23 protein-coding genes and 1 pseudogene are annotated in these 22,910 nt (G+C 55.2%); 13 read left to right on the top strand and 11 right to left on the bottom strand.

The window, feature by feature from the left end:
- Nucleotides 1-103: 103 nt before the first annotated feature.
- Nucleotides 104-1,039: a tRNA 2-thiocytidine(32) synthetase TtcA gene (gene ttcA / locus WFK59_RS05930; protein ID WP_336755288.1), complete on the top strand. Its 936-nt coding sequence runs from the start codon at nucleotides 104-106 to the stop codon at nucleotides 1,037-1,039.
- A 480-nt stretch (nucleotides 1,040-1,519) separates the two neighbouring features.
- Here ttcA and zntB read toward each other — a convergent pair whose 3' ends face one another.
- Both zntB and WFK59_RS05940 read right to left on the bottom strand, forming a co-directional pair.
- On the bottom strand, nucleotides 1,520-2,503 hold the full coding sequence (gene zntB, locus WFK59_RS05935; RefSeq protein ID WP_233984206.1) for a zinc transporter ZntB: 984 nt from the start codon (nucleotides 2,501-2,503) through the stop codon (nucleotides 1,520-1,522).
- A gap of 118 nt (nucleotides 2,504-2,621) precedes the next feature.
- The gene (locus tag WFK59_RS05940; protein WP_233988171.1) at nucleotides 2,622-4,241 is read right to left on the bottom strand and encodes a peptide ABC transporter substrate-binding protein; all 1,620 of its coding nucleotides are present in this window, start codon (nucleotides 4,239-4,241) and stop codon (nucleotides 2,622-2,624) included.
- A 155-nt stretch (nucleotides 4,242-4,396) separates the two neighbouring features.
- On the opposite strand from WFK59_RS05940, the gene mpaA reads away from it, so the two are divergent.
- The gene (gene mpaA, locus WFK59_RS05945; RefSeq protein ID WP_336755289.1) at nucleotides 4,397-5,104 is read left to right on the top strand and encodes a murein tripeptide amidase MpaA; all 708 of its coding nucleotides are present in this window, start codon (nucleotides 4,397-4,399) and stop codon (nucleotides 5,102-5,104) included.
- Here mpaA and ycjG read toward each other — a convergent pair.
- Nucleotides 5,079-6,062, bottom strand: a complete 984-nt coding sequence (gene ycjG / locus WFK59_RS05950; RefSeq protein ID WP_336755290.1) for an L-Ala-D/L-Glu epimerase — start codon at nucleotides 6,060-6,062, stop codon at nucleotides 5,079-5,081. The genes mpaA and ycjG overlap by 26 nt on opposite strands.
- 153 nt (nucleotides 6,063-6,215) lie before the next feature.
- Between ycjG and tpx the strand changes: the two genes are divergently transcribed.
- Nucleotides 6,216-6,719, top strand: coding sequence for a thiol peroxidase (gene tpx, locus WFK59_RS05955; protein ID WP_094119490.1), 504 nt, complete (start codon nucleotides 6,216-6,218; stop codon nucleotides 6,717-6,719).
- 62 nt (nucleotides 6,720-6,781) lie between these two features.
- Here the strand turns inward: tpx and tyrR are convergent, their stop codons facing one another.
- Nucleotides 6,782-8,347 (bottom strand): transcriptional regulator TyrR, encoded by a 1,566-nt coding sequence (gene tyrR / locus WFK59_RS05960; protein ID WP_233988105.1) that lies wholly within the window; start codon nucleotides 8,345-8,347, stop codon nucleotides 6,782-6,784.
- 229 nt (nucleotides 8,348-8,576) lie between these two features.
- Between tyrR and WFK59_RS05965 the strand changes: the two genes are divergently transcribed.
- From WFK59_RS05965 to WFK59_RS05975, 3 genes are all read left to right on the top strand, one after another.
- Nucleotides 8,577-8,933, top strand: a complete 357-nt coding sequence (locus WFK59_RS05965; RefSeq protein ID WP_233988104.1) for a GtrA family protein — start codon at nucleotides 8,577-8,579, stop codon at nucleotides 8,931-8,933.
- Nucleotides 8,933-9,871, top strand: coding sequence for a glycosyltransferase family 2 protein (locus WFK59_RS05970; protein ID WP_233988103.1), 939 nt, complete (start codon nucleotides 8,933-8,935; stop codon nucleotides 9,869-9,871). Before WFK59_RS05965 ends, WFK59_RS05970 begins: the two co-directional genes overlap by 1 nt.
- Nucleotides 9,872-9,934: 63 nt before the next feature.
- Nucleotides 9,935-11,353 carry a hypothetical protein gene (locus WFK59_RS05975; protein ID WP_336755291.1) on the top strand — a complete coding sequence of 473 codons (1,419 nt, stop codon included), beginning with the start codon at nucleotides 9,935-9,937 and terminating at the stop codon, nucleotides 11,351-11,353.
- A gap of 345 nt (nucleotides 11,354-11,698) precedes the next feature.
- Here WFK59_RS05975 and WFK59_RS05980 read toward each other — a convergent pair whose 3' ends face one another.
- From WFK59_RS05980 to pspA, 6 genes are read right to left on the bottom strand one after another with little or no spacing between them, the layout of a single operon-like run.
- The gene (locus WFK59_RS05980) at nucleotides 11,699-12,760 is read right to left on the bottom strand and encodes a YcjF family protein (protein WP_233988101.1); all 1,062 of its coding nucleotides are present in this window, start codon (nucleotides 12,758-12,760) and stop codon (nucleotides 11,699-11,701) included.
- The gene (locus WFK59_RS05985; protein ID WP_293001945.1) at nucleotides 12,757-14,154 is read right to left on the bottom strand and encodes a YcjX family protein; all 1,398 of its coding nucleotides are present in this window, start codon (nucleotides 14,152-14,154) and stop codon (nucleotides 12,757-12,759) included. Before WFK59_RS05985 ends, WFK59_RS05980 begins: the two co-directional genes overlap by 4 nt.
- A complete protein-coding gene (gene pspD / locus WFK59_RS05990) occupies nucleotides 14,135-14,383 on the bottom strand; it encodes a phage shock protein PspD (RefSeq protein ID WP_233988099.1) in 249 nt (82 codons plus the stop codon). The genes WFK59_RS05985 and pspD overlap by 20 nt, the downstream gene beginning before the upstream one ends.
- Nucleotides 14,384-14,438: 55 nt before the next feature.
- Nucleotides 14,439-14,789 (bottom strand): envelope stress response membrane protein PspC, encoded by a 351-nt coding sequence (gene pspC / locus WFK59_RS05995; protein WP_094119483.1) that lies wholly within the window; start codon nucleotides 14,787-14,789, stop codon nucleotides 14,439-14,441.
- Entirely contained in the window at nucleotides 14,786-15,013 is a 228-nt protein-coding gene (pspB, locus tag WFK59_RS06000; RefSeq protein WP_031377770.1) for an envelope stress response membrane protein PspB, read from the bottom strand. The genes pspC and pspB overlap by 4 nt, the downstream gene beginning before the upstream one ends.
- Before the next feature lie 35 nt (nucleotides 15,014-15,048).
- Nucleotides 15,049-15,714, bottom strand: a complete 666-nt coding sequence (gene pspA, locus WFK59_RS06005) for a phage shock protein PspA (protein ID WP_233988098.1) — start codon at nucleotides 15,712-15,714, stop codon at nucleotides 15,049-15,051.
- 164 nt (nucleotides 15,715-15,878) lie between these two features.
- Here pspA and pspF point away from each other — a divergent pair, with 164 nt between their 5' ends.
- The 5 genes and pseudogenes from pspF to WFK59_RS06025 all read left to right on the top strand — a co-directional run bounded on the left by pspF (nucleotide 15,879) and on the right by WFK59_RS06025 (nucleotide 19,441).
- Nucleotides 15,879-16,883, top strand: a complete 1,005-nt coding sequence (gene pspF / locus WFK59_RS06010; RefSeq protein WP_233988097.1) for a phage shock protein operon transcriptional activator — start codon at nucleotides 15,879-15,881, stop codon at nucleotides 16,881-16,883.
- A gap of 320 nt (nucleotides 16,884-17,203) precedes the next feature.
- A complete protein-coding gene (locus WFK59_RS06015) occupies nucleotides 17,204-17,416 on the top strand; it encodes a hypothetical protein (protein WP_233988096.1) in 213 nt (70 codons plus the stop codon).
- 151 nt (nucleotides 17,417-17,567) lie between these two features.
- A complete protein-coding gene (locus WFK59_RS06020; protein ID WP_336755292.1) occupies nucleotides 17,568-18,233 on the top strand; it encodes a class I SAM-dependent methyltransferase in 666 nt (221 codons plus the stop codon).
- A gap of 393 nt (nucleotides 18,234-18,626) precedes the next feature.
- A pseudogene (locus WFK59_RS22070) lies at nucleotides 18,627-18,767 on the top strand (hypothetical protein); the annotation flags it as partial.
- 533 nt (nucleotides 18,768-19,300) lie between these two features.
- Nucleotides 19,301-19,441 (top strand): hypothetical protein, encoded by a 141-nt coding sequence (locus tag WFK59_RS06025; protein ID WP_233988094.1) that lies wholly within the window; start codon nucleotides 19,301-19,303, stop codon nucleotides 19,439-19,441.
- Nucleotides 19,442-19,732: 291 nt separating this feature from the next.
- On the opposite strand, the gene WFK59_RS06030 is transcribed toward WFK59_RS06025, so the two are convergent.
- Complete coding sequence (locus WFK59_RS06030) at nucleotides 19,733-19,945, bottom strand: hypothetical protein (RefSeq protein WP_336755293.1); 213 nt, start codon at nucleotides 19,943-19,945, stop codon at nucleotides 19,733-19,735.
- A 171-nt stretch (nucleotides 19,946-20,116) separates the two neighbouring features.
- Between WFK59_RS06030 and sapA the strand changes: the two genes are divergently transcribed.
- Together sapA and sapB are read left to right on the top strand one after the other, a co-directional pair.
- Nucleotides 20,117-21,739: an ABC transporter substrate-binding protein SapA gene (gene sapA, locus WFK59_RS06035; RefSeq protein WP_336755294.1), complete on the top strand. Its 1,623-nt coding sequence runs from the start codon at nucleotides 20,117-20,119 to the stop codon at nucleotides 21,737-21,739.
- Nucleotides 21,740-22,705 (top strand): putrescine export ABC transporter permease SapB, encoded by a 966-nt coding sequence (gene sapB, locus WFK59_RS06040; protein WP_233988088.1) that lies wholly within the window; start codon nucleotides 21,740-21,742, stop codon nucleotides 22,703-22,705.
- Nucleotides 22,706-22,910: the final 205 nt, after the last annotated feature.

A 22,910-nucleotide genomic window follows, 5' to 3' on the forward strand; every position in this document is an offset into this window, starting at 1 on the left:
TACCATACGCTGCATATTCGTGACACCGCAGAGAGTTGATCACCTGAACGCGAGCCCAGGCAGGCTGACCAGGTGCGATCTCTGGTTTTAGAGATAGGTAAAAATGCAAGATAATCAAACGGTTGAAAAGAAAGAACAGTACAACCTTAATAAGCTGCAAAAACGCCTGCGTCGCCATGTCGGCGAAGCGATCGCTGATTTTAATATGATTGAAGAAGGCGACCGCATTATGGTTTGCCTGTCCGGTGGTAAAGACAGCTATACCATGCTGGAAATTTTGCGCAGCCTGCAAAAAAGCGCGCCGGTCAATTTCAGCCTGATCGCGGTTAACCTCGATCAGAAGCAGCCGGGATTCCCGCAGCACATTCTGCCCGAGTATCTTGAATCGCAGGGGGTTGAATACCGGATTATCGAAGAAGATACCTACTCGATCGTTAAAGATAAGATCCCGGAAGGCAAAACCACCTGCTCGCTCTGCTCGCGCTTGCGTCGCGGTATTCTTTACCGCACTGCCAGCGAGCTCGGCTGCACTAAGATTGCCCTGGGCCACCATCGCGATGACATTTTGCAGACCCTGTTCCTGAACATGTTTTACGGCGGCAAAATGAAAGGCATGCCACCGAAGCTGATGAGCGATGACGGCAAGCACATTGTGATTCGCCCGCTGGCCTACTGCCGCGAAAAAGATATTATCCGCTTCTCTGAAGCGCGCCAGTTCCCGATCATCCCGTGCAACCTGTGTGGCTCTCAGCCGAACCTGCAGCGTCAGGTGGTGGCCGATATGCTGCGTGACTGGGATAAGCGTTATCCTGGCCGCATCGAGACCATGTTCAGTGCGATGCAGAATCTGGTGCCTTCACACATGGCCGATATCAACCTGTTCGATTTCAAAGGCATTAAGCACGGCGATGCGGTCGTCGACGGCGGCGATCTCGCCTTTGATCGTGAAACATTGCCGCTACAGCCTGCTGGCTGGCGCGCGGAAGACGAAGACGTGCCGGAGATCAGTGCGCGTCTGGATGTGGTGCAGATTAAGTAAGCCTTTTGCCACGATTAAGGGCGTGCTGTTAACAGCACGCCCTTTTTTTATATGTTCCGATGCGGTGGCGGGTCCATGACGGGTGGAAATTCCGGGTCCGGTGGCGGATCGGGCTGCGGTTGCGGCTGAGGAATCGGGTCAGGAATCGGGGTCGGATCCGTGGGGATAGGCTCGCTGTTAAGAATCGCGTTCATGCCGTGCTCCTTTTCTTGCGAATGGACTTTAAGCATAGGAAAGGAAACGCCTTACAGCCAGGCGGCAAAAAAAAAGCCGGCACAGTGGCCGGCGTGTTTCGAATTAAATGTGCTATGCATTAATTCTAAATCAGGAAGTAAGACAATATGGAGCGCAACGCCCATCGCTTGACGTTGCATTCACCTGCGAGAGAGATTTTGCGTCAGTCGCGGTTAAGGGTTATTGATGTCGATCAGCTTTTGTCGGCTTAGTGCCACTTTTGCACCGGATGCTGCTGCCAGCCCGCTACAGCCAGCGCCGTTTACGCAGGTAGCCTGCCACGCTGAGCGCCAGTATCACCAGCAGCAGACAGAAAATGGTGAAGCCATAATGCCATTCGCCACCCGGAATGCCGCCGAGATTGACGCCAAACAGGCCGGTCAGAAAAGTGGCAGGCAGAAAGATCATCGCCATCAGCGACATGGTATAGGTGCGGCGGTTCATCGACTCCGCCATCTGCGAAGCCACTTCATCCGCCAGAATGGCCGTGCGCGCCACGCCAGCATCGAGGTCATCCAGCCCGCGCCCGAGGCGATCGGCAATTTCCTGCATCCTTCGACGCTCGCTGTCGTCCATCCAGCCCAGCTTCTCACTGGCCAGCCGGGCATAGACGTCACGCTGGGGTGCCATATAACGCCGCATCACAATCAGCTGTTTACGCAGCAGGCCCAGTTCGCCACGCGCCGGCATCCGCTGATCGAGCAGCGCATCTTCCATTTCGATGATTTTGTCATGCAGCTCTTCGATAAACTCACTGGTGTGATCGGTCAGCGCATCGCAGACATCCACCAGCCAGCTGCCACAATCGATGGGGCCATTGCCGTTCTGCAGATCGGTCAGCACCTCATCCACCGCGAACACTTTACGCCGCCGGGTTGAGACAATCAGTTTGTCGTTGATAAACACCCGCATCGCCACCAGCTGGTCGGGACGCGCATCGCTGTTGTGGTTGACGCTGCGCAGCACGATCATAAAACCATCACCCAGCCGGCTGACGCGCGGACGCATGCTGTCACCCGCTAAGGCGTCACGCACGGCATCGGGGATCTGCGCTGTCGATTGTAGCCATTCGGCACTCTGCCGATGGGTATAGTTCAGATGCAGCCAGCAGGGACGCTCGCAGTGAATCACTTCATCTTCTGCAATCGGGATCAGACCGCCCTTTCCGTCCAGCTGGCAGGAAATGATGGCGTCCGATACCTGTAATGCTTTTCCGTCTATGACATCCACAACCGTGCCTCGCTATCAAAATCAATACGATACAGTCTAGCGTGGCGGCGTTGAGTTGCAATCATTGGGCTGTGTAGAAAGATGTCAGACAGCGGCCTGATGCCAGGCCGCATAAGGCTTAATGTTTTTCAATCCACAGTTCGCGGCTATAGGCCACATCTTCCGGGTTGGTGATCGGATAGCCTTTGACCCAGGGTTTGATCAGGCGGCCATTGGTGTACTGGTAGATGGGCGCAATCGGTGCCTGCTGAGCCAGTATCTGTTCGGCGCGATTGTAATCGCTGTTACGGGCCTGATCGCTGGACTCTTTACTGGCTTTCGCCAGCGCCGCATCGTAGTCGGCGTTGCTGAAGCGCGCAATATTGCTGCTATTGCCTGAGGTCAGCAGATTGAGGAAGGTAGAGGGTTCATTGTAATCTCCGACCCACGACGCCCGGATCACATCGAAATTACCGCTGTTGCGGCTGTCGATATAGGTTTTCCACTCCTGATTCTCCAGCGTGACATCAACCCCGAGATTCTTTTTCCACATTGAGGCCACCGCAATCGCGATTTTCTGATGGCTCTCAGAGGTGTTGTAGAGCAGTTTCAGGTGCAGCGGTTTATCCGGTCCGTATCCGGCTGCCGCCAGCAGCGCTTTGGCCTGCGCGTTCAGACTGTTTTGATCGTGCTGTTGCATAAATGACGGCAGCGGCCTGAAGCCCGCGGTGACGTCCGGTGTAAAATGCCACGCCGGTTTTTCACCGGTTCCCAGCACTTTATCCGCAATAATCTGCCGGTCGATCGACCATGTCAGCGCTCTGCGCACCCGCACATCGGCGGTAGGCCCTTTTTGGGTATTAAATGCGTAGTAGTAAGTGCCGAGCTGGTCCGGAGTATAAACCTGACCGGGCAAGGTTTTCTTCAACAGCGCATACATATTTTTCGGGAAGGATTCGGTGATATCAATGTCGTTAGAGCGATAACGTTTGGTGGCGCTCGACTCCTCATTAATCGGCACGAAGGTGACTTTGGTCAGCACCGAATGCGCATCATCCCAGTAGTGCGGGTTACGGGTCAGCACGATTTTCTCGTTCACCACCCGTTCGCTCAGCTGATAGGCGCCGTTACCCACCAGTTTACCTGGCGCGGTCCAGCTATCGCCCTGCTGTTCAATCACCTTCTGCGGCACCGGGAACAGGGCGACGTTGGCGACCAGCGCCGGGAACCACGGCACCGGCCGATCAAGCGTGACCTTCAGCCGGCTTTTATCCTGCGCCACTACTCCCAGCTTGTCGGGCGTCATCTCGCCTTTGGTGATGGCGGCCGCATTCTCAATGCCGCTTAACGCTGCAAACCAGGCAAAGGCCGAACTGTTGTTCGGATTCACCAGTCGCTGCCAGCTGTAGACAAAATCCTGCGCGGTGACCGGCTCGCCGTTGGACCAGCGGGCATTGTTGCGCAGGGTGAAAATCCAGGTTTTGTTATCGCTGCTGCTCCAGCTCTGCGCCACGCCCGGCACGATTTTGCCCTGCGCATCCTGATTGGTCAGCCCTTCAAACAGATCGCGAATGACCTGAATTTCCGGCAGCCCGACCGCTTTGAGTGGGTCAAGCGAGGCAGGCTCATCTTTGATATGGCGAACGATCTGCTGCTGGTCGGCGAGCTGGGCGCCGGCCGGCACATTTGCCGCCAGCGCGGGTGTGATGACGCTGCTCAGGCTGATCGCCACCAGCGTCATGCGAAAGGTCTTTACCATCATCACTCCTTTACCCCAAAGAGGCGCTGCCGCGGTCCGATGCCGACGCAGCTTGTCTTTTGGCACTTTATCGCAAATTGCTGATTGATAAATAGCTATTTTCCGCGCGCGGCTTTTCCGCTACTTTTAGGAAAACCCTTTCAAAGGAAATCACCATGTCGTCACTACATCCCCGACCGCTGCGCGGCAAACTGGACGTTCCGTATCAGCAATATGGCCGGTCAGTGCTGGGCGCACCGCTGCTGTGGTTCCCGGCCCCGCTGGGCGATGCCGACAGCGGCCTGATCCTCGCGGGCACCCACGGCGATGAGAATGCGGCGATCGCCACGCTCTCCGGCGCACTACGCACGCTGCCCGACGCGCTGCGTCGGCATCATGTGGTGCTGGCGGTGAATCCGGATGGCTGCCAGCTGGGATTGCGTGCCAACGCCAATGGCGTCGATCTGAACCGCAACTTTCCGGCGGCAAACTGGCAGTCGGGTGAGACGGTCTATCGCTGGAACAGCATGGCAGAGGCGCGCGACGTGGCATTATCCACCGGCAGTAATCCGGCGTCAGAACCGGAAACCCAGGCACTGTGCGCCCTGATTCATCAGCTCAAGCCGCGCTGGATTGTTTCGTGGCATGAGCCGCTGGGCTGCATTGACGATCCGCATCAGGCTGAGATTGGCGGCTGGCTGGCGGCCCAGACCGGCCTGCCGCGCGTCAGCAGCGTCGGTTATGACACGCCCGGCTCGTTCGGCAGCTGGTGCAAGGATCTCAGTCTGCCGTGCGTGACGGCAGAAATGCCGGTAATTTCAGTCGATGAAGCCACCGAAACTTATCTTGAGATGATGGTCAATCTGCTGCGCTGGCAGCAATAATCAGCTGACCGTTCTGCACTTTTATCGCCGGTTCCGCATCCACCGCCAGCCAGGTCGGGCCGTCCAGATCGGCGAAGCGGGTTTGCGGCACCAGCGGCAACGCGGCGCGAATGGCGCGTGAGGTGCAGAGCATACAGCCCAGCATCACGGCAAACCCCTGCTGCTGAGCGGCGTCAGCCAGCACCAGCGCCTCCGTCAGACCACCGGCTTTATCCAGCTTGATGTTGACCATCTCATAACGCCCGCGCAACGCAGGCAGGCTGTCACGCGTATGGCAGCTTTCATCTGCGCAGATCGGCAGCGGATGGATAAAGTTCTCCAGCGCGGCATCGTCGCCCGCCGGTAACGGCTGCTCCAGCATCGCCACGCCGATATCGGCCAGAAGCTGGCAGCGTGCCGCCAGCCCTTCCGCATGCCACGACTCGTTGGCGTCAACGATCAGCGTCGCCTGCGGCACTGCGGCGCGGATCGCCATTAACCGCTCGGTGATAAAATTATCGTCCAGTTTGATCTTCAGCAGCGTCGCACCGTGTTGCCACAGCGCCTGGGCGCTGCTGGCCATCGCTTCCGGGGTATCAATGCTGACCGTCTGGGCGGTGACCACTTCACGGGGCGCCACCACGCCGCTGAGCTGCCACAGCGTACGCTGCTGCTGTCGGGCAGCCAGATCCCACAATGCGCTGTCAATGGCGTTACGCGCCGCGCCCGCTGGCAATGCCTGTTGCAGCGCGTCACGCGTCATACCCTGCTGTAATGCGGACAGCTGGCTGGCGATTTGCGCCAGCACCGAGGCTTCGGTTTCGCCATAACGTGCGTAAGGCGTCGCTTCCCCGACACCTTTTACGCCCGCCTCTTCAATTTCAACCACCACCACTTTGACTTCAGTGCGGGTTCCACGGGCAATGACAAACGGCGTATGCAATGGCCAGGCTTCAGGATAACTTTTTACCGTTCTCATTGATTCTCCACAATGTACGACGCGGTGGCAGGCTGCCACGCTAAACTCAACAATTGAACTCGTAAACCCTTAACATTTATGTCATAAACAACGGTTATAGCTGTGGGTTAACCGTTTTAATGTCCCAACTCTTCACCATCAAAAGGAATCAGTATGTCTCAGACCGTTCATTTTCAGGGTAACGCAGTACCGGTTGCGGGTCAGTTTCCTCAGGCTGGCGATAAAGCCAAAGCATTCACGCTGGTAGCAAAAAACCTGGTCAACGTTGCGCTCTCTGAGTATGCAGGAAAACGCAAAATTCTGAACATTTTCCCGAGCATTGATACCGGCGTCTGCGCCTCCTCGGTGCGTAAATTTAATCAGGCGGCGGGCGAACTGAATAACACCGTGGTGCTGTGCATCTCTGCTGACCTGCCGTTTGCCCAGTCGCGCTTTTGTGGTGCGGAGAACCTCAGCAACGTGGTCACGCTCTCTACCCTGCGCGGTTCAGAATTTAAGTACGACTACGGTGTGGAAATTGCCGATGGTGCGCTGGAAGGCCTGACGGCACGCGCCGTGATTGTGCTGGATGAGGAAGATAAGGTGATTTACAGCCAGCTGGTGGATGAGATTACCACCGAGCCTGATTATGAAGCAGCGCTGGCGGCACTGAAGTAACACAGCAATAAAAAAAAGCGGATAACCCGGTTATCCGCTTCATGTTCGCCTCAGCAGGCAGCCTATTCGCTTTCGGTACGCTTCTGCCCCAGACCATATTCCCGTAACTTATTGGCAATGGCGGTATGGGATACGCCGAGCCGTTTTGCCAGTTTGCGGGTGCTGGGATAGGAGAGATAGAGCCGCGTCAGAATCGAACGTTCAAACCGGCTGGTGATCTGATCCAGCGTCCCTTCCAGCGCTTCATCCCCCAGCGACACATCCAGTGCCTGCTCCGGTAACACAATATCCTGAGGACGCAGTTCATAGCCCTCCAGTTGGGTTAACGCACGGTAGAGCGCATTTTTCAGCTGGCGCACGTTACCCGGCCAGGCATAGCGGGTCAGAAACGCATTGAGCTGTGGTGACAGACGCGGACGCGGCATTCCCTGTTCGTCGGCGAACCGGGCAACAAACATTTCGGTCAGCGGCAGAATATCCTGCGGACGATCGCGCAGCGGCGGCAGATGCAGGGTCAGCACGTTCAGCCGGTAAAAGAGATCTTCACGAAATTCGCCGCGCTGCACCAGTTCAATCAGGTTCTTCTGGGTGGCGCAGATGACGCGCACATTAACATGGACCTCATGCTCTTCACCGACCCGGCGGAAAGTGCCGTCATTGAGAAAACGCAGCAGTTTGGTCTGCATTCTCGGCGACATCTCCCCAATCTCATCCAGCAGCACCGATCCGCCGTTGGCCTGCTCAAAGAACCCTTTTTTGCCCTCCAGCGCGTTCGGATAGGCGCCCGCCGCATGACCAAACAGCTCACTTTCGGCGACGTCATCGGGCAGCGAGGCGCAGTTCAGCGCCAGGAACGGCTTTTTACCCCGAGCGCTACGCAGATGGCAGGCCCGGGCCAGCATATCTTTGCCGGTGCCGGTGTCACCAATGATCAGCAGCGGCGCATCGTGCATCGCCAGCTTGCGCGCCTGGTCCACCACCTGACGCATTTTTGGCGTCACCGCGACGATGTGGTCGAACTCCGATTCGTCCGTCACCACCAGGTTCTGCAACTGCTGCCCCATGCGGGCCGTGGATTTAAGCATGACCATTGCCCCGACCGGCTGGTCGTTCTGGTCCGCCTCACCTGCCAGATAGATAGGCCGCGCTTCCATCAGGAAGTCTCGTCCCTCAATCACCACATGTTGCGCCTGTGCTTCAACCCGCTCGCTCTCCAGCCAGCGCATAAAGTTAAAGCCGTTAATCAGGTTACCGGCACTGAAGTTACGCATCTTCTGTTCGTCAAGATTGAACAGGTTCTGCGCCGCCGGATTCGCCAGTTCAACTTTGCTTTTCAGATCGATCGAAAAGACCGGTTCCGGCATCGCCACCAGCAGCGCACTCAGCGCACGGTGCTCACGCTCAGACGGCATGTACGCCACGGTGCGCACATCTGTTACGCCCGGTGTACGCCGGATCTCCGCCATCAGATTACTGAAGGCATCAAATTCCAGCGCGGAGAAATTGAGATAGATACGGCCTAACGCCGCGATTTCGATACCGCGCAGATCGATGTTACGCGCAACCAACAGGTCGAGCAGCTCACGCGTCAGACCGATTCGGTCCTGACAGAACACTTCCAGACGCATTGCGATGGCCTTAATCAGGTTCAGATGAGGCGATGATACGCTAAGAAATGCGCCGGCAGAAAGGGCTCTGTCAGGAAAAGTTGACAGCCGGAAACCGTTTGGCTGGCTTTTGTACTGCCCGCTATCGGTTTCGGTAGTGAGCGGCATTGTCAGGTTACGTCAGTGATAAACTGTTGATTGCCGCCGACTTGCTGTATATTTCTCACAACCCCTTAATAATGATTAAAAAATGCTGACTTTTTTTGCAAAATACCTGACCGTTGGCGTGTTTAATACCCTGATACACTGGATGACCTTTTTTATCTGTCTCAGCCAGGGGTTATTACAATCCACCGCCAATGTCATTGCCTTTTGTCTGGCGGTCACCTTCTCGTTCTTCGTCAATGCCCGCTGGACCTTTAAGCAACAGGCTACCCCGTTCCGCTATATTCTGTATGTGCTATTTATGGGCGCAATGGCGTTTGGTGTTGGCTATCTTGCGGACCGGATCGGCCTTTACCCGCTGATTACGCTGGTCGTCTCTTCCGCATTGAGCCTGGCCTGTGGCTTTATCTTTTCCCGCTTCATCGTGTTTAAAGGAAATTAATGAAGATCTCTCTGGTGGTGCCGGTATTCAATGAAGAGCAGATGATTCCTCTTTTTTACGACGCCGTCAGGAAATATGCCGACTTTGCAGCATGGCAGGTTGAGATTGTCTTTGTTGATGATGGCAGTACGGATGCGACACGCACCCTGATCACCCAGCTTAGCCAGCAGGATCCGCTGGTCCGCTCCCTCTCTTTTATTCGCAACTTCGGTAAAGAACCGGCGCTTTTCGCCGGGCTGGAAGCCGCTACGGGTGAGGCCATCATTCCGATTGATGTCGATCTCCAGGACCCGATTACGCTGATTCCGCAAATGATCGCTAAGTGGCAGGCGGGAGCCGATATTGTGTTAGCCAAACGTATCGACAGAAGCGCCGATGGTCACCTGAAGCGTAAAACTGCCCATTGGTTTTACAAACTGCATAACTGCATCAGTCATCCCAAACTGGAAGAAAACGTCGGCGATTTCCGGCTGATGTCCCGGGAAGTGGTGGAGAACATTAAGCTATTGCCTGAAAAAAATTTATTTATGAAAGGCATTCTTAGCTGGGTGGGTGGAGAGACAGAAATTGTTGAATATGTCCGAACGGAACGGGTCGCGGGCAACAGTAAATTCAGCGGCTGGAAACTGTGGAATCTGGCCCTGGAAGGGCTGACCTCGTTTTCAACCCTGCCACTTCGGGTCTGGTCTTACCTCGGTTTTCTGGTCGCTACGCTGGCCTTCCTTTATGGCCTGTGGCTGATTATCGACAAGCTGCTGTTTGGCAATCCGGTGCCTGGCTATCCGTCGATTCTGGTTTCAGTGCTGTTTCTGGGCGGCGTTCAGCTTATCGGCATTGGCGTGCTCGGCGAATATATCGGCCGCATCTATATGGAAACGAAGAACCGCCCGCGCTACATTTTGCGAAAAAATAGTGAGCCAGGAAAGCGCCACGATTAACCACAAAGTTGGGGTGCCACAGGGCGGCAACCACCTGCAGTCTGATGATAAAAAGGATAGAAAATGATAAACAGCCAACAGGGATTAAGCCGCGGCAAAATAGTTGCGTTATTTGTGCTTGTTTTCCTTTTTGCGTACAGCCCGGCTTATTTAAGCCACTATGCCTATACCGATGACTGGACTAACCTCTACTGGGCTAATTTTGACCCGCGCAGTATTTTAAACTGGGATACGTTATCAGGGCGGCCGGTGTACGGCATTATCCAGTATGCCGCCTCTTTTATTGTGGATAGCGTTGAAAAACTGGCGCTGCTGCGCGCCGTTGCCATTATTCTGCTTATTTTTACCGGCTATTATTTCTACCGGCTGTGCCAGCAATATCACCTGTTTGAGAGTCAGGCGCAACGCATCACCTTTTCGCTGTTGCTTTGCCTGCTGCCCTCTTTCCAGGTTTACGTCGCCTGGGCCTCCTGCTTTCCCTATATCGCCGCTATTCTGCTGGCGGGTGCGAGCTACACTTTGTCGGTGAAACCGGGCGTGGCAGGACGGCTGCTGGCGATTTGCCTGCTGACGGTTGCCTTCTGTATTTATCAACCTGCCGCCATGACCTTCACCTTTTTTGCCTTACTGGATTTATCTCTCTCGGATCGCAGAATCGATAAAAAACGCGCCCTGATTTCCCTGCTGGTATTGGGTGCAGGCATGTTTGCCGCGTTGATTGCTTCGAAGGTGCTGCCCGTGCAGCTGTATGGACATACGCTACCGCGTTCTGCATTCAGCTACGATATTCCGGTCAAGCTAAAATGGTTCATTACCGAGTACCTGAAGAACGTTATCTGTCATTTTGATCTGGGGGCGAAAACCGTTTCCGTTATCGTCTCGTTAATCGTCATTGGTTTCGGATTGAAGAAAATCAAAGCGGCCGGCAACGATAAGTTTTACCTGGTCTTTATTTTACTGCTCATCGCCGCGCTGCCAAACCTGATCGTCAGTGAGAGCATGGCCGCTTACCGCACTCTGATTGCGGGGGCGCTGATCGCTGCCAGCCTGTTTATTGTCGGTCTGTTTGAAATCAGCCGTCGGTTAAAATGGAAAAAGCGCTTTTATGCCGTATTAGTGGTGATTGCCGCGTCACTGGCAATGAGCCATCTGATTAATGGCTATTCCAGACCGGCAGGTAAAGAGTTTGCTCTGCTTAATCAGGCTATCACCACTCAGGTACCAAAAGATTTTGACGGCGCGCTCTACTATCGTCTGACCGGGGAATATCTGCCGAAAGTGGCCACGTTGCGGAAGTATGATGATTTCGGCGGGCTGGGGCTCAGCATGTCATGGACCTTTGCGGGCATGGCGCATTTTGTCAGGCTGCAAAACGGAATGGCATTTACCCTGCCGGCTAATCCGGTCATCACTGATGAATCAGCCTGTCCGGGCAACTGCCGGGTGATCGATGCACAAGAAGTGCTGCGACAGCCACACTGAGGCAAAAAACAAGGCGCCAGGCCTGATGCTGGTCAGTTAAGGTTAAATTTGTAAAGGCTGTCACGGTCAGACGTGGCCGCTTTTTTTTGGGCGCGCGTGCCGCTCCGGGGCAGGCAATCCGCAGCGCTGAACATTAGCCAGGAGAGCCCGCAGGACGCGGGCGAAAAGCGGGGCGGCACAGGATGTGCCATCCCCGGCGGTCCGTCAGGCAGGCGAATGACGTGAAGGTACCGCGCAGCGGCGCGAGGACCGCCAGCCCCGGCGCGGCACCAGACTGCGTTATCACCTGCTGCTTAACTGACGAGCATTAGCAGGCCGCCTTGTGTTATTCCGTCACCACACCAGCTACGCGGGCTTGTTCCCGCCCTTCTGCAACGCCTCTTTCATCTGACTCAGCAGCTCGCGACGGAAATCGCCCAGCCGCGGCTTATCCTGCTCCAGCCACGGCAGCGGACGACAGAGTTCCATCGCCTTAATGCCCAGTCGTGCAGTCAGCAGACCGGCACCAATGCCCTGCGCGGCCCGCGTCGAGAGTCGGGCAGCGATATCCTGCGACATCCAGTCCATACCCACTTCACGCACCAGTTCCGACGCACCGGCAAACGCCATATTCAGCAGCACCAGCCGGAACAGGCGGATGCGACTGAAGTAACCCAGCTCAATGCCGTAAATCGCGGCGATACGATTGACCAGCCGCAGGTTACGCCAGGCGATAAAGGCCATATCAACCAGCGCCAGCGGACTAACGGCGATCATCAGCGTCGCTTCTGCCGCGTGGCGGCTGATTTCACGTCGCGCCTGTCGATCCAGCACCGGCTGCACCAGCTGGGCATATAACCGTACCACTTCGCTGTCGTTATGGGTTTCATGCAGCGAGGCCTGCCAGCGCTGTAATGCCGGATGCGCCTGATCCAGCTCCGCCTGCTGCGCCAGCTTCTCACAAAAAGCCCGGCCTTTGCCGATACCGTGGCTGTGCAGCAATTCGCGGCCGATATCGCGCTCTTCCGCCCGCTGACGGAGCTGGTAGAGACGACGCCACTCACCGGCCAGCGCGCCGACGCCCGCCAGCACGATCAGCCCGCCCGCCACGCCGCTGCCCAGCGAAAACCAGTCGCGCGCCAGCCAGGCGTCATGGGTCCACTGCACGCCCTGCGCGACGACGCTGACACCGAACAGGGCCACGCCGGTCATCACCAGTTTGCGCCACAAACTGCGCTTCGGTTTCAGCGCCGCTTCTACTGCACGTTCACCGGCGCCCTCTTCTTCAACGGCGGCCTCGTCATCCTGCACCGCCAGAAATGCCGCCTGCGCCTGCGGATCAAAGGTCTGCGCAGGCCGCAACGGCACCTCTGTCGCCTCATCCAGCGGGCGGGCAAAATCAATACGGGGCTTCAGCGGATCGCTCATCGCAATTTATCTCCTAACAAAAATTCCAGCGCAGCATCCATGCGGATATGCGGCAGCGGCCGGTCAACATCCAGCTGCTGTGGGCGGAATTGTTCAAACCGGAAACCCTGCTGCTGCCAGAAGGCATTGCCCGGCAGCCGCGGCGGGACGTCGCCCGGATAGACAGTCAGCGGTTCACCATCGCTCAGCCGATTACCGCGCAGCGCCGGGATCTTCTCACCCCGGTGATCCACCAGCCCGCTCTGCGTCGCCTGCACCGAGGCCAGCCCGATGCAGTCCATACTGATGCCTTCGAACGCGGCGTTCTGCCACGCATCCTGCACCAGCTGCTGCAACAGTGACACCATATTGCCGTGCTGATCGCTGGTGATATGGTCCGCTTTGGTGGCGGCAAACAGCAATTTATCGATCACCGGCGAAAACAGCCGCCGGAACAGGGTGCGCTGACCATAATGAAAACTCTGCATCAGCTGCGTCAGCGCCAGCCGCATATCATTGAAGGCTTGAGGTCCGCTGTTGAGCGGTTGCAGGCAATCGACCAGCACAATCTGGCGATCAAAACGCAGGAAATGATTTTTATAGAAGCCTTTCACTACGTGCTGACAGTAATAGTTAAAGCGCTGCTGCAGCATGCTGAAGTTACTGCCCTTGTCCGCCTGGGCCAGTTTGCTGAGCTGTGATTCGTCGATGGCCGGCCAGGGGAAAAATTGCAGCGCCGGTGCGCCAGCCATATCGCCGGGCAGGACAAAGCGGCCCGGCTGGATGAAGTGCAATCCTTCTGTTTTACAGCGGTGCAGATAATCGGTCCAGGCGGCGGCGATCTCCGCCAGCCGGTTTTCATCCGCGGGGGCGAACGGATCGAGTTGCTGGCAGAGCGTGCGCCACGGCTTCGCCCATTCAGCACGATCGCCAGTCAGCAGACCGTTCATCTGCCGCGACCAGGCGAGATAATCCTGGGCCAGCATCGGCAGGTCGAGCAGCCATTCACCAGGATAGTCCACGATTTCAAGATAGAGCGTGGCGGTTTCTTTCAGATGGCGCAGCAGCGAATCATTGGGCCGGTAGCGCAGTGCCAGTCGCATTTCGCTGACGCCGCGCGTAGGGGTTGGCCAGGCGGGCGGCGTGCTATAGAGCTGCGCCAGTCCTTCATCGTAGGTAAAGCGCGCCGTGCCCATATCGCGCTGGGGTACCCGCTTTACCCCGAGCAGGCGCTCATCCCGCACCACGGAAAACAGCGGCAAACGTGCGCCGCTGTGGACCGTCAGAAGCTGATTAACCAGCGAGGTGATAAAGGCCGTTTTGCCACTTCGGCTCAGGCCGGTGACCGCCAGGCGCAGATGACGGTCCACGCCGCGGTTCATTAATGCGATAAATTCAGTTTGCAGTCTTTTCATCTTTCTCCCTGATGAAGCGCGACGCCGCGCGGTTCATGACGCGTTTCAGTAGTGGCTCAAGCGCCAGCGCCAGTAACAGGCGTAACGGTCGACGGGCGACCGATTTCACTGCCCAGCCCGTCACACCCGCAGGCCCGTAGGTGACAGCATTGATAATGATGAATTTAGCCGCCGACTTCAACGCGGGTGCCGCGCGGTGGCGAAAAGCAGTGGATCGCGAAAAAGTCATCGACACCTCCAGAGGGTCAGCGAAAGGGCCTGCGACAGGCCCGGAGTAAGAAGAATCAAAGCTGGCGGAAGCGGCTACGCACGCTGAAGGTTTCAGACGTCACGTAGCGTTCCACATCGCGCACGCTGCGTTCGTCGCGCTGCAGTGCGCTTTCTAACTGGTCGAGCAGTTCGCTGGCGCTGGGCTGACGTGGGTTATCAGCGGCATTGGCCGGTTTAACATCCAGCACAAAGCCCAGCACGAAATAAGCGACCACGGTAAACATAAACAGGCCGAAAAACAGAGATAGCACCATGATAACGCGCAGTAAGCGCACCGGAATGTCGAGATACTCCGCCAGGCCCGCACAGACGCCCATCAGTTTACCTTCGTCAGGCTTACGCCATAACTTGCGGCCTTTCATCATGGTTGCCTCCAGTTAGGATGCTCTGCGTCCAGAATCGCCTCCAGCGCATCGATGCGTTCGCGCATCCGCTGCGCGTCCTGAGCAACGCGCTGCAGGCGCTGGATTTCGCTTTGCGACAGTTCCGAACCGCCGTTGCGTTTGTTGCTGTAATGCAGCCATAACCAGATCGGTGCCACGAACAACACGAAGATCGTTAGCGGTATGGCGAGAAAAAGTGCGCTCATTGACTCTCCTTAATCACTCATCGCAACGTCGATAATTATTCAGTGCGGTTCATTTTGGCTTTCAGCGCGTTCAGCTGCTGGCTGATTTCATCATCCGCTTTCAGGTCAGTAAACTGCTGATCCAGGGTTTTCGGTTTACCGAAACCGTGGCTTTCCGCTTCGGCTTCCATGTGATCGATGCGACGTTCAAACGACTCAAACCGCGCCATCGCTTCATCAATTTTACCGCTGTCCAGCTGACGACGAACGTCACGAGAAGAGGATGCCGCCTGATGACGCAGCGTTAACGCCTGCTGACGCGCCCGCGTTTCGCTCAGTTTCTTCTCCAGCTCGCTGATTTCACCTTTCATCCGCTCCAGCGTCTCTTCAACCTGGCTGACTTCCTGTTTCAGTGTGGCGATCAGGTCAGTGAGTTTCTGTTTTTCGATCAGCGCTGAACGGGCTAAATCATCTTTATCTTTACGCAGTGCCAGCTCAGCTTTTTCCTGCCATTCCGCCTGCTGGATCTCCGCCTGTTCAATCCGGCGTGACAGCTGTTTCTTTTCAGCCAGCGCACGCGCTGAGGTTGAGCGGACTTCGACTAAGGTGTCTTCCATTTCCTGAATCATCAGGCGGACCAGTTTCTGCGGATCTTCCGCACGCTCCAGCAGCGAATTGATGTTGGCATTAACGATGTCGGCGAAACGAGAAAAAATACCCATAATGATGTTCCTCTTTTAATGTGTCATGGCGTGTTGCGCTACATAGCTAATACAAGATGCGTGCCAATTTTATAATTATTTGATTTATAGCAATTTTTAAATTTTACAGCCCTTTAAGCTTGTTCTAATATAGTCAAAATGATTAAGGGGTGGCGAAATTCATCATGGCAGGAACTAACGATAACCTTCTCGGTGAGTCCAATAATTTCCTTGAGGTCCTGGAACAGGTGTCGAAGCTGGCACCACTGGAAAAACCGGTGCTGGTGATTGGTGAGCGCGGTACCGGCAAAGAGCTGATCGCCAGTCGTTTACACTATCTTTCCGATCGCTGGCAGGGACCGTTTATCTCGCTTAACTGCGCGGCGCTGAATGAAAACCTGCTCGACTCTGAACTGTTCGGTCATGAGGCTGGCGCGTTTACCGGTGCTCAGAAGCGCCATCTGGGCCGTTTTGAACGGGCGGACGGCGGGACGCTGTTTCTGGATGAACTGGCGACGGCACCGATGCTGGTACAGGAAAAACTGCTGCGGGTGATCGAATATGGTCAGCTGGAGCGCGTCGGGGGTAACCACTCTTTGCAGGTGAATGTGCGCCTGGTTTGCGCCACTAATGAAGACCTGCCCGCGCTGGCGGCGGCCGGAAAATTCCGCGCCGACCTGCTGGATCGTCTGGCCTTTGACGTCGTGCAACTGCCGCCGCTGCGTGAGCGGCGCAGCGATATCCTGGTGATGGCTGAACATTTTGCTATTCAGATGTGCCGTGAACTCGGCCTGTTGCTGTTCCCCGGATTTACGCCTCAGGCACAGCAGACGCTGCTGAGTTATCACTGGCCCGGCAACGTGCGTGAACTGAAGAATGTGGTTGAGCGTTCGGTGTATCGCCATAACAGCAGCGAGCAGCCGCTGGATAATGTGATTATTAATCCGTTCGCTTCACGTCCTGAACCGGTTGATGCCCTGCCGGTAAGCCGCCCGGATCACGATGGCGAACTGCCTTCGCTGCCGCTGGATCTGCGTCAGTGGCAGAATCAGCAGGAGCGCGATCTGGTAGAAACCAGCCTGCAACAGGCGCGATATAACCAGCGCCGCGCCGCCGGTCTGTTAGGCGTCACCTACCATCAATTGCGCGCCATGATGAAAAAACACGGCATTTCCAACGATAAATTATGAGGTTAAGACGGTAAGCAGCACGCCCTGTTTTCCGTCAGCCATCGTCCAGCGTCACTCCTCTTCGCCATAAAGCCTGTCGGTCATCATCGGCCTGGCCGTTAATCACCGCCAGGCCGCTCTGCACCTTTATTCCTTAATCACAGTGAAACCGAAAGGCGCTCTTTCTTTCACTTAATGCCTGTTTACTTATCAGACAGAATGACCGGTTTATTCTGTATAAATCCACACTAACAGCAGGCCTAACGGCTGGGTTATGATCTCAGCCTGCGGATGCGAAGTGGTACGACACGTTTCCTTTAACAGACCATGAGAGAAGAGTTATGGATGACGCGGATTTAGCGCAACAACTTGAACAGGCAATTATTACGGCGGCTCTGGTTAACCGCCAGCCGTCATTAACCAGCCCCGACGGGCTCTGTATCTGGTGCGAAGACCAGCCTGTGGTCGCCAGCACCGCGTTCTGCTCAGCAGAGTGTGGTGTGGATTATCATAAATATCAGCGCGAGATGCAGCAGCGTCACACAGAGAGCTGAGAGTTCAGACAGCAGCAGGTGATCGCTGCCTGAAAATAATCCTCACCCTGCTGAAGAGTGCTCTGTATTCAGGATGCGATCAGAGCGCTCTTCACTCATAACCCCCTGAGCCCATTCCCGGAAGATAAAGTGATAAAAGGACGTTGATAAAATGAAGAGTGAAAGCCAAAAAGGTTCGCAGGTTTATACGCCGCTCTCATTAAAAGCCTACGACTGGTGGGTGCTTAATATCTCAAACAGCTATGCCTGGCGGTGCGATACGGAGTCGGTGCTGCTTAAACACTTTCAACGCTTTTCCGGCGAAAAGCATATGGATATCGGCGTCGGCACCGGCTATTACCTCGCCAGGAGTCGGGTAAAACCGCGCAGTATCACCCTTGTCGATCTCAATCTTAACAGCCTGAATGCTGCTCGTGCGCGCATTGCGTCTCAATTCGAAACCCAGTGTTTACAGCACGATATATTGTTGCCGCTTCCTGATCCGATGCATAACGCTTATGACTCGGTCTCAATGTTCTATCTGCTTCACTGCTTACCCGGAAATATGACGTCGAAAGCGGCGGTGATAGCCAATGCCGCGAAGGCGTTGAAAGCTGAGGGTACACTCTATGGCGCGACAATTCTGGGCTCCGGCGTCAGCCACAATCAGTTCGGCACCGCGTTGATGAACCTTTATAACAAAAAAGGAATATTTTCAAACAGGCAGGATACGGCGGACGCGTTACACCAAATTCTCGAGACTCACTTCAGAGAAGTCGAGATCAAAGTTTGTGGCACCGTGGCGCTCTTTTCTGCAACCGGCAAAACGATGTGGTGAATAACAGGTTAATTGCTGCATCGCTGGAAGCCCGTATTCCGATCGGTCAGGCGGCTGTAGCGCTTCCCGAACGGAATACGCTACAGCCGCTGCGGCACATTCGCTGGCTCAGGTTATTTTCATTGCCAACTTAACGCAGCGTTGAGGGTTTGTTTCCCCGGCAAGGATTAACATAGCCCGCTGTGGTCCCGCCGCCAGCCCGTTATTAATTAACCATCAGAGTAAGCCGGTTTCAGGCAATAACTTGCAGCCGTTTGCGATGGCAGAATTGTTAATCGGCCACAGCTTATCGGCTTCCGCATTACACACCTGCTCAGGCTTTTTTTGCAAAGCCCTGAGTACCACGCCTGAATACCAACAGTGATGAACGCCCTCTGTTTTAAGAGAAGAATGATGAAACCGATATCCCTTTTTATTGCTTTATTTATTGTTTCAGCCTGCAGTTCTGGCGCATCACAGCGTGAAAATTCAGCAGAACACTATTGTCATCAGAAAGGCGGAGAACTGAAGGCTGAAAAAAGCCTTTTCGGTAAAACCGAATATTGTCTTTTACCTGACGGAACGCAGATCGAACACTGGCGTCTCTATCTTAAAGATCATCTGCTGCCGTAATGCCTGCCACTCCTGATGGCTATGGCTCAGGCTGGTCAGCAGAAGAGTTCGCATTATCCGTTTATCCAGAGACAGAGGTGACGACCCTTTTTTCAGCACCGGATAACTGACGTTAATATCGACAATGAGATTCCAAAGGCTGGCAGAATTGATCGGCATCAAAAAATAGCCGGTTCAAAACCTCGCTGTTTAACTGCGGTTGTCGCTGAGGCGTTAATAATGTTTTCCGTGAGTACGACCTCATCAATTAAATGTGTAAGCTAACACCAATTAAAGGCTTTCATCGGCATTCGGTGTCGCCCTGCAATCAGGGCGCTTTTTTTTTGCCATCAGATGAGAAAATGTTAATTCCGATAATTTATGCGCCGTCTGTTCTGTGATGCGTGATTAACGCTAACAGAGCGTTGATTTAGCAAAATCAACTAAAGAGCGACAGAGAAAAAAGGGTATTCAGGATGGAACTGACCGAAGAAGAAAAAGAAGCACTGGCCTTTTTTCTGTCAAAAAACTGGAGTGCGTTTTTCGAAAGCAGTCAGGATTTCATGTCTGTCGTTGCCCTGCATAAATTAGCCGCTAAATTTGCGCTCACAGAATAATTACGCTCGCCTGAATCGCTTGCTGATTCTCCGCCTTCTCCTCTTCCCGTCGATTAACCCAGGGTTCTGCGCCTGACAGGATCACATGATGCCGGCTTGTCATCAACGCCCGGCCCAACCCTTCTTAGGTTGGTAAAGCGCGCGCCAGCGCTGGCAAAAGATCCCGTTATCAAGGTACCCACAGAGGCCTGCTCTGCTTACTTCAGATCCACGCTCCTTTGTCGTGCCATTTACCCGCTATTTTCCCCTGACATCGGTAAGCCTTTTACCCGGTGCAGATGCCCACTGACCTCAGCCCTTTCCGATCGATATCGCATTGACCTGTCCCCTTCTTTCCGGATGAAAGGGGAGCCGCTGCGGTGTGATGCCGTACTCTGCGCAAAAAAAAGCGGATGACAAAAAAAAGCCCGCCAGAAGGCGGGCAACAATACTGGAAGCAATGTGAGCAATGTCGTGCTCTTCTCCGGTAGAGCCACCGTCGAAGTGCAAGGGAATAATAATCATTCTTATTATCATCTGTAAAGCGCTAATTGAGAATATTTCTCATTACCACACTCTCTGTGCGTTTTTTCTGCCGCTGTATTGATGAAAACCCGCCTGCACACCCTTTGGGATTTTGGGACATTGCCGGCTTTGCGATACACTCTGTTCAATGCCTCAAAATCGTTGAGTTCTATGTCAAAACTAATATGTTCGCTGTTGTTAAGCCTCGGCGTGTTGAGTGCGCCTGCATGGTCGGCCCCCGCCGGCGATATCCGCCAGAGCGGCTTTGTCTATTGCGTCAGCGGCACGCTTAATACCTTTAATCCTCAAATGGTCAGCAGCGGATTAACCGTCGATACCCTGGCGGCCCAGCTTTACGATCGCCTGCTGGATGTTGATCCCTACACTTATCGTCTGAAGCCCGATCTGGCGGCCAGTTGGGAAGTCCGGGACAACGGTGCGACCTATCGTTTTCATCTGCGCAGCGGCGTTCAGTTCCAGCAGACCAACCAGTTTAAACCGACCCGGCCGATGAACGCCGACGACGTGGTATTCAGTTTTGCCCGCATGTTCGATCGTCATCATCCGTGGCACAACGTCAACGGCGGTAACTACCCCTACTTCGATAGCCTGCAGTTTGCTGATTCAGTGCAGAGCGTGAAGAAACTGGATACCAATACGGTAGAGTTCCGGCTGAACAGTCCTGATGCCTCCTTCCTCTGGCATATGGCGACCCACTACGCACCGGTGCTGTCAAAAGAGTATGCTGACCAGCTGACGGCGCAAGGTCGTCAGGAAGAGATGGACCGCCAGCCGGTAGGCACCGGTCCTTATCAGCTCAGCGAATACCGCACCGGACAATACATTCGTCTGGCGCGTAATCCGCACTACTGGAAAGGCGTGCCGCGTCTGCAGCAGGCGGTGATCGATCTGGGCGCCGGTGGTACCGGTCGTTTATCTAAGCTGCTGACCGGTGAATGTGACGTGCTGGCCTATCCGGCGGCCAGTCAGCTCAGCATTTTACGCGACGATCCGCGCCTGCGTATGACGCTGCGGCCCGGTATGAATATTGCCTATCTGGCCTTTAACACCCGCAAGCCACCGCTGGACCGCCCTGAAGTGCGCCACGCGCTGGCACTGGCGATCAATAATGAACGACTGATGGAGTCGATTTACTACGGTACCGCCGAGACGGCAGCCTCTATTTTACCGCGTGCCTCATGGGCCTATGACAGTGACGCCCGTATCACGGAATACGATCCGCAGAAGTCCCGTCAGGAGCTGGAAGCGCTGGGCCTGACTGACCTGCATCTTCGACTGGTGGTGCCGTCATCCTCGCAATCATGGAATCCCAGCCCGCTTAAAACCGCGGAGTTATTGCAGGCCGATCTGGCGCAGGTCGGCGTCCGGCTGACCATCGTGCCGGTTGAAGGCCGTTTCCAGGAAGCCCAGCTGATGTCGATGAATCACGATCTCACCCTTTCAGGCTGGGCAACCGACAGCAACGATCCGGACAGTTTCTTCCGTCCGCTGCTCAGCTGCGCGGCGATTCGTTCCCAGACCAATTATGCGCACTGGTGCTCGCCCGCATTTGATGAAACTCTGCAGAATGCATTGTTAACACAGCAGCTGTCGGGACGCATCGACAGTTATGACAAAGCGCAGCAGATTCTGGCGCAGGAGCTGCCGGTTCTGCCGCTGGCGTCGTCGCTGCGACTGCAGGCGTTTCGCCATGACATTAAAGGCCTGGTGCTGAGTCCGTTTGGCAACGCCTCGTTTGCCGGGGTTTATCGTGAAGAAGGTGAGGAAAAGTAAGTGATCATCTATATTCTGCGCCGCCTGCTGCTGCTGCTGATTACGCTGTTTTTGCTGTCGCTGGTCAGCTTTAGCCTGAGCTATTTTACCCCGAATGCACCGCTGGAAGGCGCTGCGCTGTTTGACGCCTGGTGGTTCTGGTTCAAAGGCATGCTGCAGTTTGACTTTGGCGTTTCCAGCACCAATGGCCAGGAGATAGGTCTGCAGCTGCGGGAAGTCTTTCCGGCTACCATGGAGCTCTGCATTCTGGCCTTTCTGTTTGCTCTGCTGATCGGCATTCCGCTCGGCATCTGTGCTGGCGTGATGCGCAACAAATGGCCGGATAAAACCATCAGTGCGCTGGCGCTGATCGGCTTTTCAGCGCCTATTTTCTGGCTGGCGCTGCTGTTCACCCTCTTCTTCTCTCTGACGCTCGGCTGGCTGCCGGTATCAGGCCGGCACGATCTGCTCTATCCGGTGCAGAATGTGTCCGGCTTTGCGCTGATTGATGCCTGGCTCAGCCGCTCACCCTGGCGCCATGAAATGATTATCAGCGCCCTGACCCATCTGATTTTGCCGGTGACGGTACTGGCAATGGCCCCGACTACCGAAGTGATCCGCCTGCTGCGTAACAGCACCAGCGAAGTGATGGACAAAAACTATGTCAAAGCCGCTGCGACCCGAGGCCTGTCGCGCCTGACGGTGATCCGCCGCCATGTGCTGCACAACGCCTTACCGCCGGTCATTCCGCGTCTTGGCCTGCAATTTTCGACCATGCTGACGCTGGCCATGATCACTGAGATGGTTTTCAACTGGCCGGGTCTGGGCCGCTGGTTAATTAATGCGATTCGTCAGCAGGATTACGCGGCGATCTCCGCTGGCGTAATGGTGATTGGTGGGCTGGTGATACTGGTTAACGTCATCTCCGACGTGATTGGCGCCGCCATGAACCCGCTGAAACACAAAGAATGGTACGCCCTGCGATAGCGCGTTTCTGCGCTGCCTGTCGGATACTATTTTTGAACCCCATTCGCATTCGGCTGTTCAGGTCGGATGCGATATTTCTTAAACAATAGCTTTCTCTCTCTGGCCGTCGGTTATTGGGATTATCTGATTGCCTGCAGCCAGAATAGATCCTTTCCTGAGTGTCTGATGGATTTTTCAATTCACGCATCATGATGAGTCAGCATGG

Origin of the sequence: Pantoea sp. USHLN298 (genome assembly GCF_037149395.1) — a bacterium.
GTDB lineage: Bacteria > Pseudomonadota > Gammaproteobacteria > Enterobacterales > Enterobacteriaceae > Pantoea > Pantoea astica.

Excerpts from the sequence above, each read along its gene's own strand:
- ttcA (WP_336755288.1), top strand. The coding sequence starts at position 104 with ATGCAAGATAATCAAACGGTTGAAAAGAAAGAACAGTACAACCTTAAT.
- WFK59_RS05940 (WP_233988171.1), bottom strand. The coding sequence starts at position 4,241 with ATGGTAAAGACCTTTCGCATGACGCTGGTGGCGATCAGCCTGAGCAGC.
- mpaA (WP_336755289.1), top strand. The coding sequence starts at position 4,397 with ATGTCGTCACTACATCCCCGACCGCTGCGCGGCAAACTGGACGTTCCG.
- ycjG (WP_336755290.1), bottom strand. The coding sequence starts at position 6,062 with ATGAGAACGGTAAAAAGTTATCCTGAAGCCTGGCCATTGCATACGCCG.
- tpx (WP_094119490.1), top strand. The coding sequence starts at position 6,216 with ATGTCTCAGACCGTTCATTTTCAGGGTAACGCAGTACCGGTTGCGGGT.
- tyrR (WP_233988105.1), bottom strand. The coding sequence starts at position 8,347 with ATGCGTCTGGAAGTGTTCTGTCAGGACCGAATCGGTCTGACGCGTGAG.
- WFK59_RS05965 (WP_233988104.1), top strand. The coding sequence starts at position 8,577 with ATGCTGACTTTTTTTGCAAAATACCTGACCGTTGGCGTGTTTAATACC.
- WFK59_RS05970 (WP_233988103.1), top strand. The coding sequence starts at position 8,933 with ATGAAGATCTCTCTGGTGGTGCCGGTATTCAATGAAGAGCAGATGATT.
- WFK59_RS05975 (WP_336755291.1), top strand. The coding sequence starts at position 9,935 with ATGATAAACAGCCAACAGGGATTAAGCCGCGGCAAAATAGTTGCGTTA.
- WFK59_RS05980 (WP_233988101.1), bottom strand. The coding sequence starts at position 12,760 with ATGAGCGATCCGCTGAAGCCCCGTATTGATTTTGCCCGCCCGCTGGAT.
- WFK59_RS05985 (WP_293001945.1), bottom strand. The coding sequence starts at position 14,154 with ATGAAAAGACTGCAAACTGAATTTATCGCATTAATGAACCGCGGCGTG.
- pspD (WP_233988099.1), bottom strand. The coding sequence starts at position 14,383 with ATGACTTTTTCGCGATCCACTGCTTTTCGCCACCGCGCGGCACCCGCG.
- pspC (WP_094119483.1), bottom strand. The coding sequence starts at position 14,789 with ATGATGAAAGGCCGCAAGTTATGGCGTAAGCCTGACGAAGGTAAACTG.
- pspB (WP_031377770.1), bottom strand. The coding sequence starts at position 15,013 with ATGAGCGCACTTTTTCTCGCCATACCGCTAACGATCTTCGTGTTGTTC.
- pspA (WP_233988098.1), bottom strand. The coding sequence starts at position 15,714 with ATGGGTATTTTTTCTCGTTTCGCCGACATCGTTAATGCCAACATCAAT.
- pspF (WP_233988097.1), top strand. The coding sequence starts at position 15,879 with ATGGCAGGAACTAACGATAACCTTCTCGGTGAGTCCAATAATTTCCTT.
- WFK59_RS06015 (WP_233988096.1), top strand. The coding sequence starts at position 17,204 with ATGGATGACGCGGATTTAGCGCAACAACTTGAACAGGCAATTATTACG.
- WFK59_RS06020 (WP_336755292.1), top strand. The coding sequence starts at position 17,568 with ATGAAGAGTGAAAGCCAAAAAGGTTCGCAGGTTTATACGCCGCTCTCA.
- WFK59_RS06025 (WP_233988094.1), top strand. The coding sequence starts at position 19,301 with ATGGAACTGACCGAAGAAGAAAAAGAAGCACTGGCCTTTTTTCTGTCA.
- WFK59_RS06030 (WP_336755293.1), bottom strand. The coding sequence starts at position 19,945 with ATGATTATTATTCCCTTGCACTTCGACGGTGGCTCTACCGGAGAAGAG.
- sapA (WP_336755294.1), top strand. The coding sequence starts at position 20,117 with ATGTCAAAACTAATATGTTCGCTGTTGTTAAGCCTCGGCGTGTTGAGT.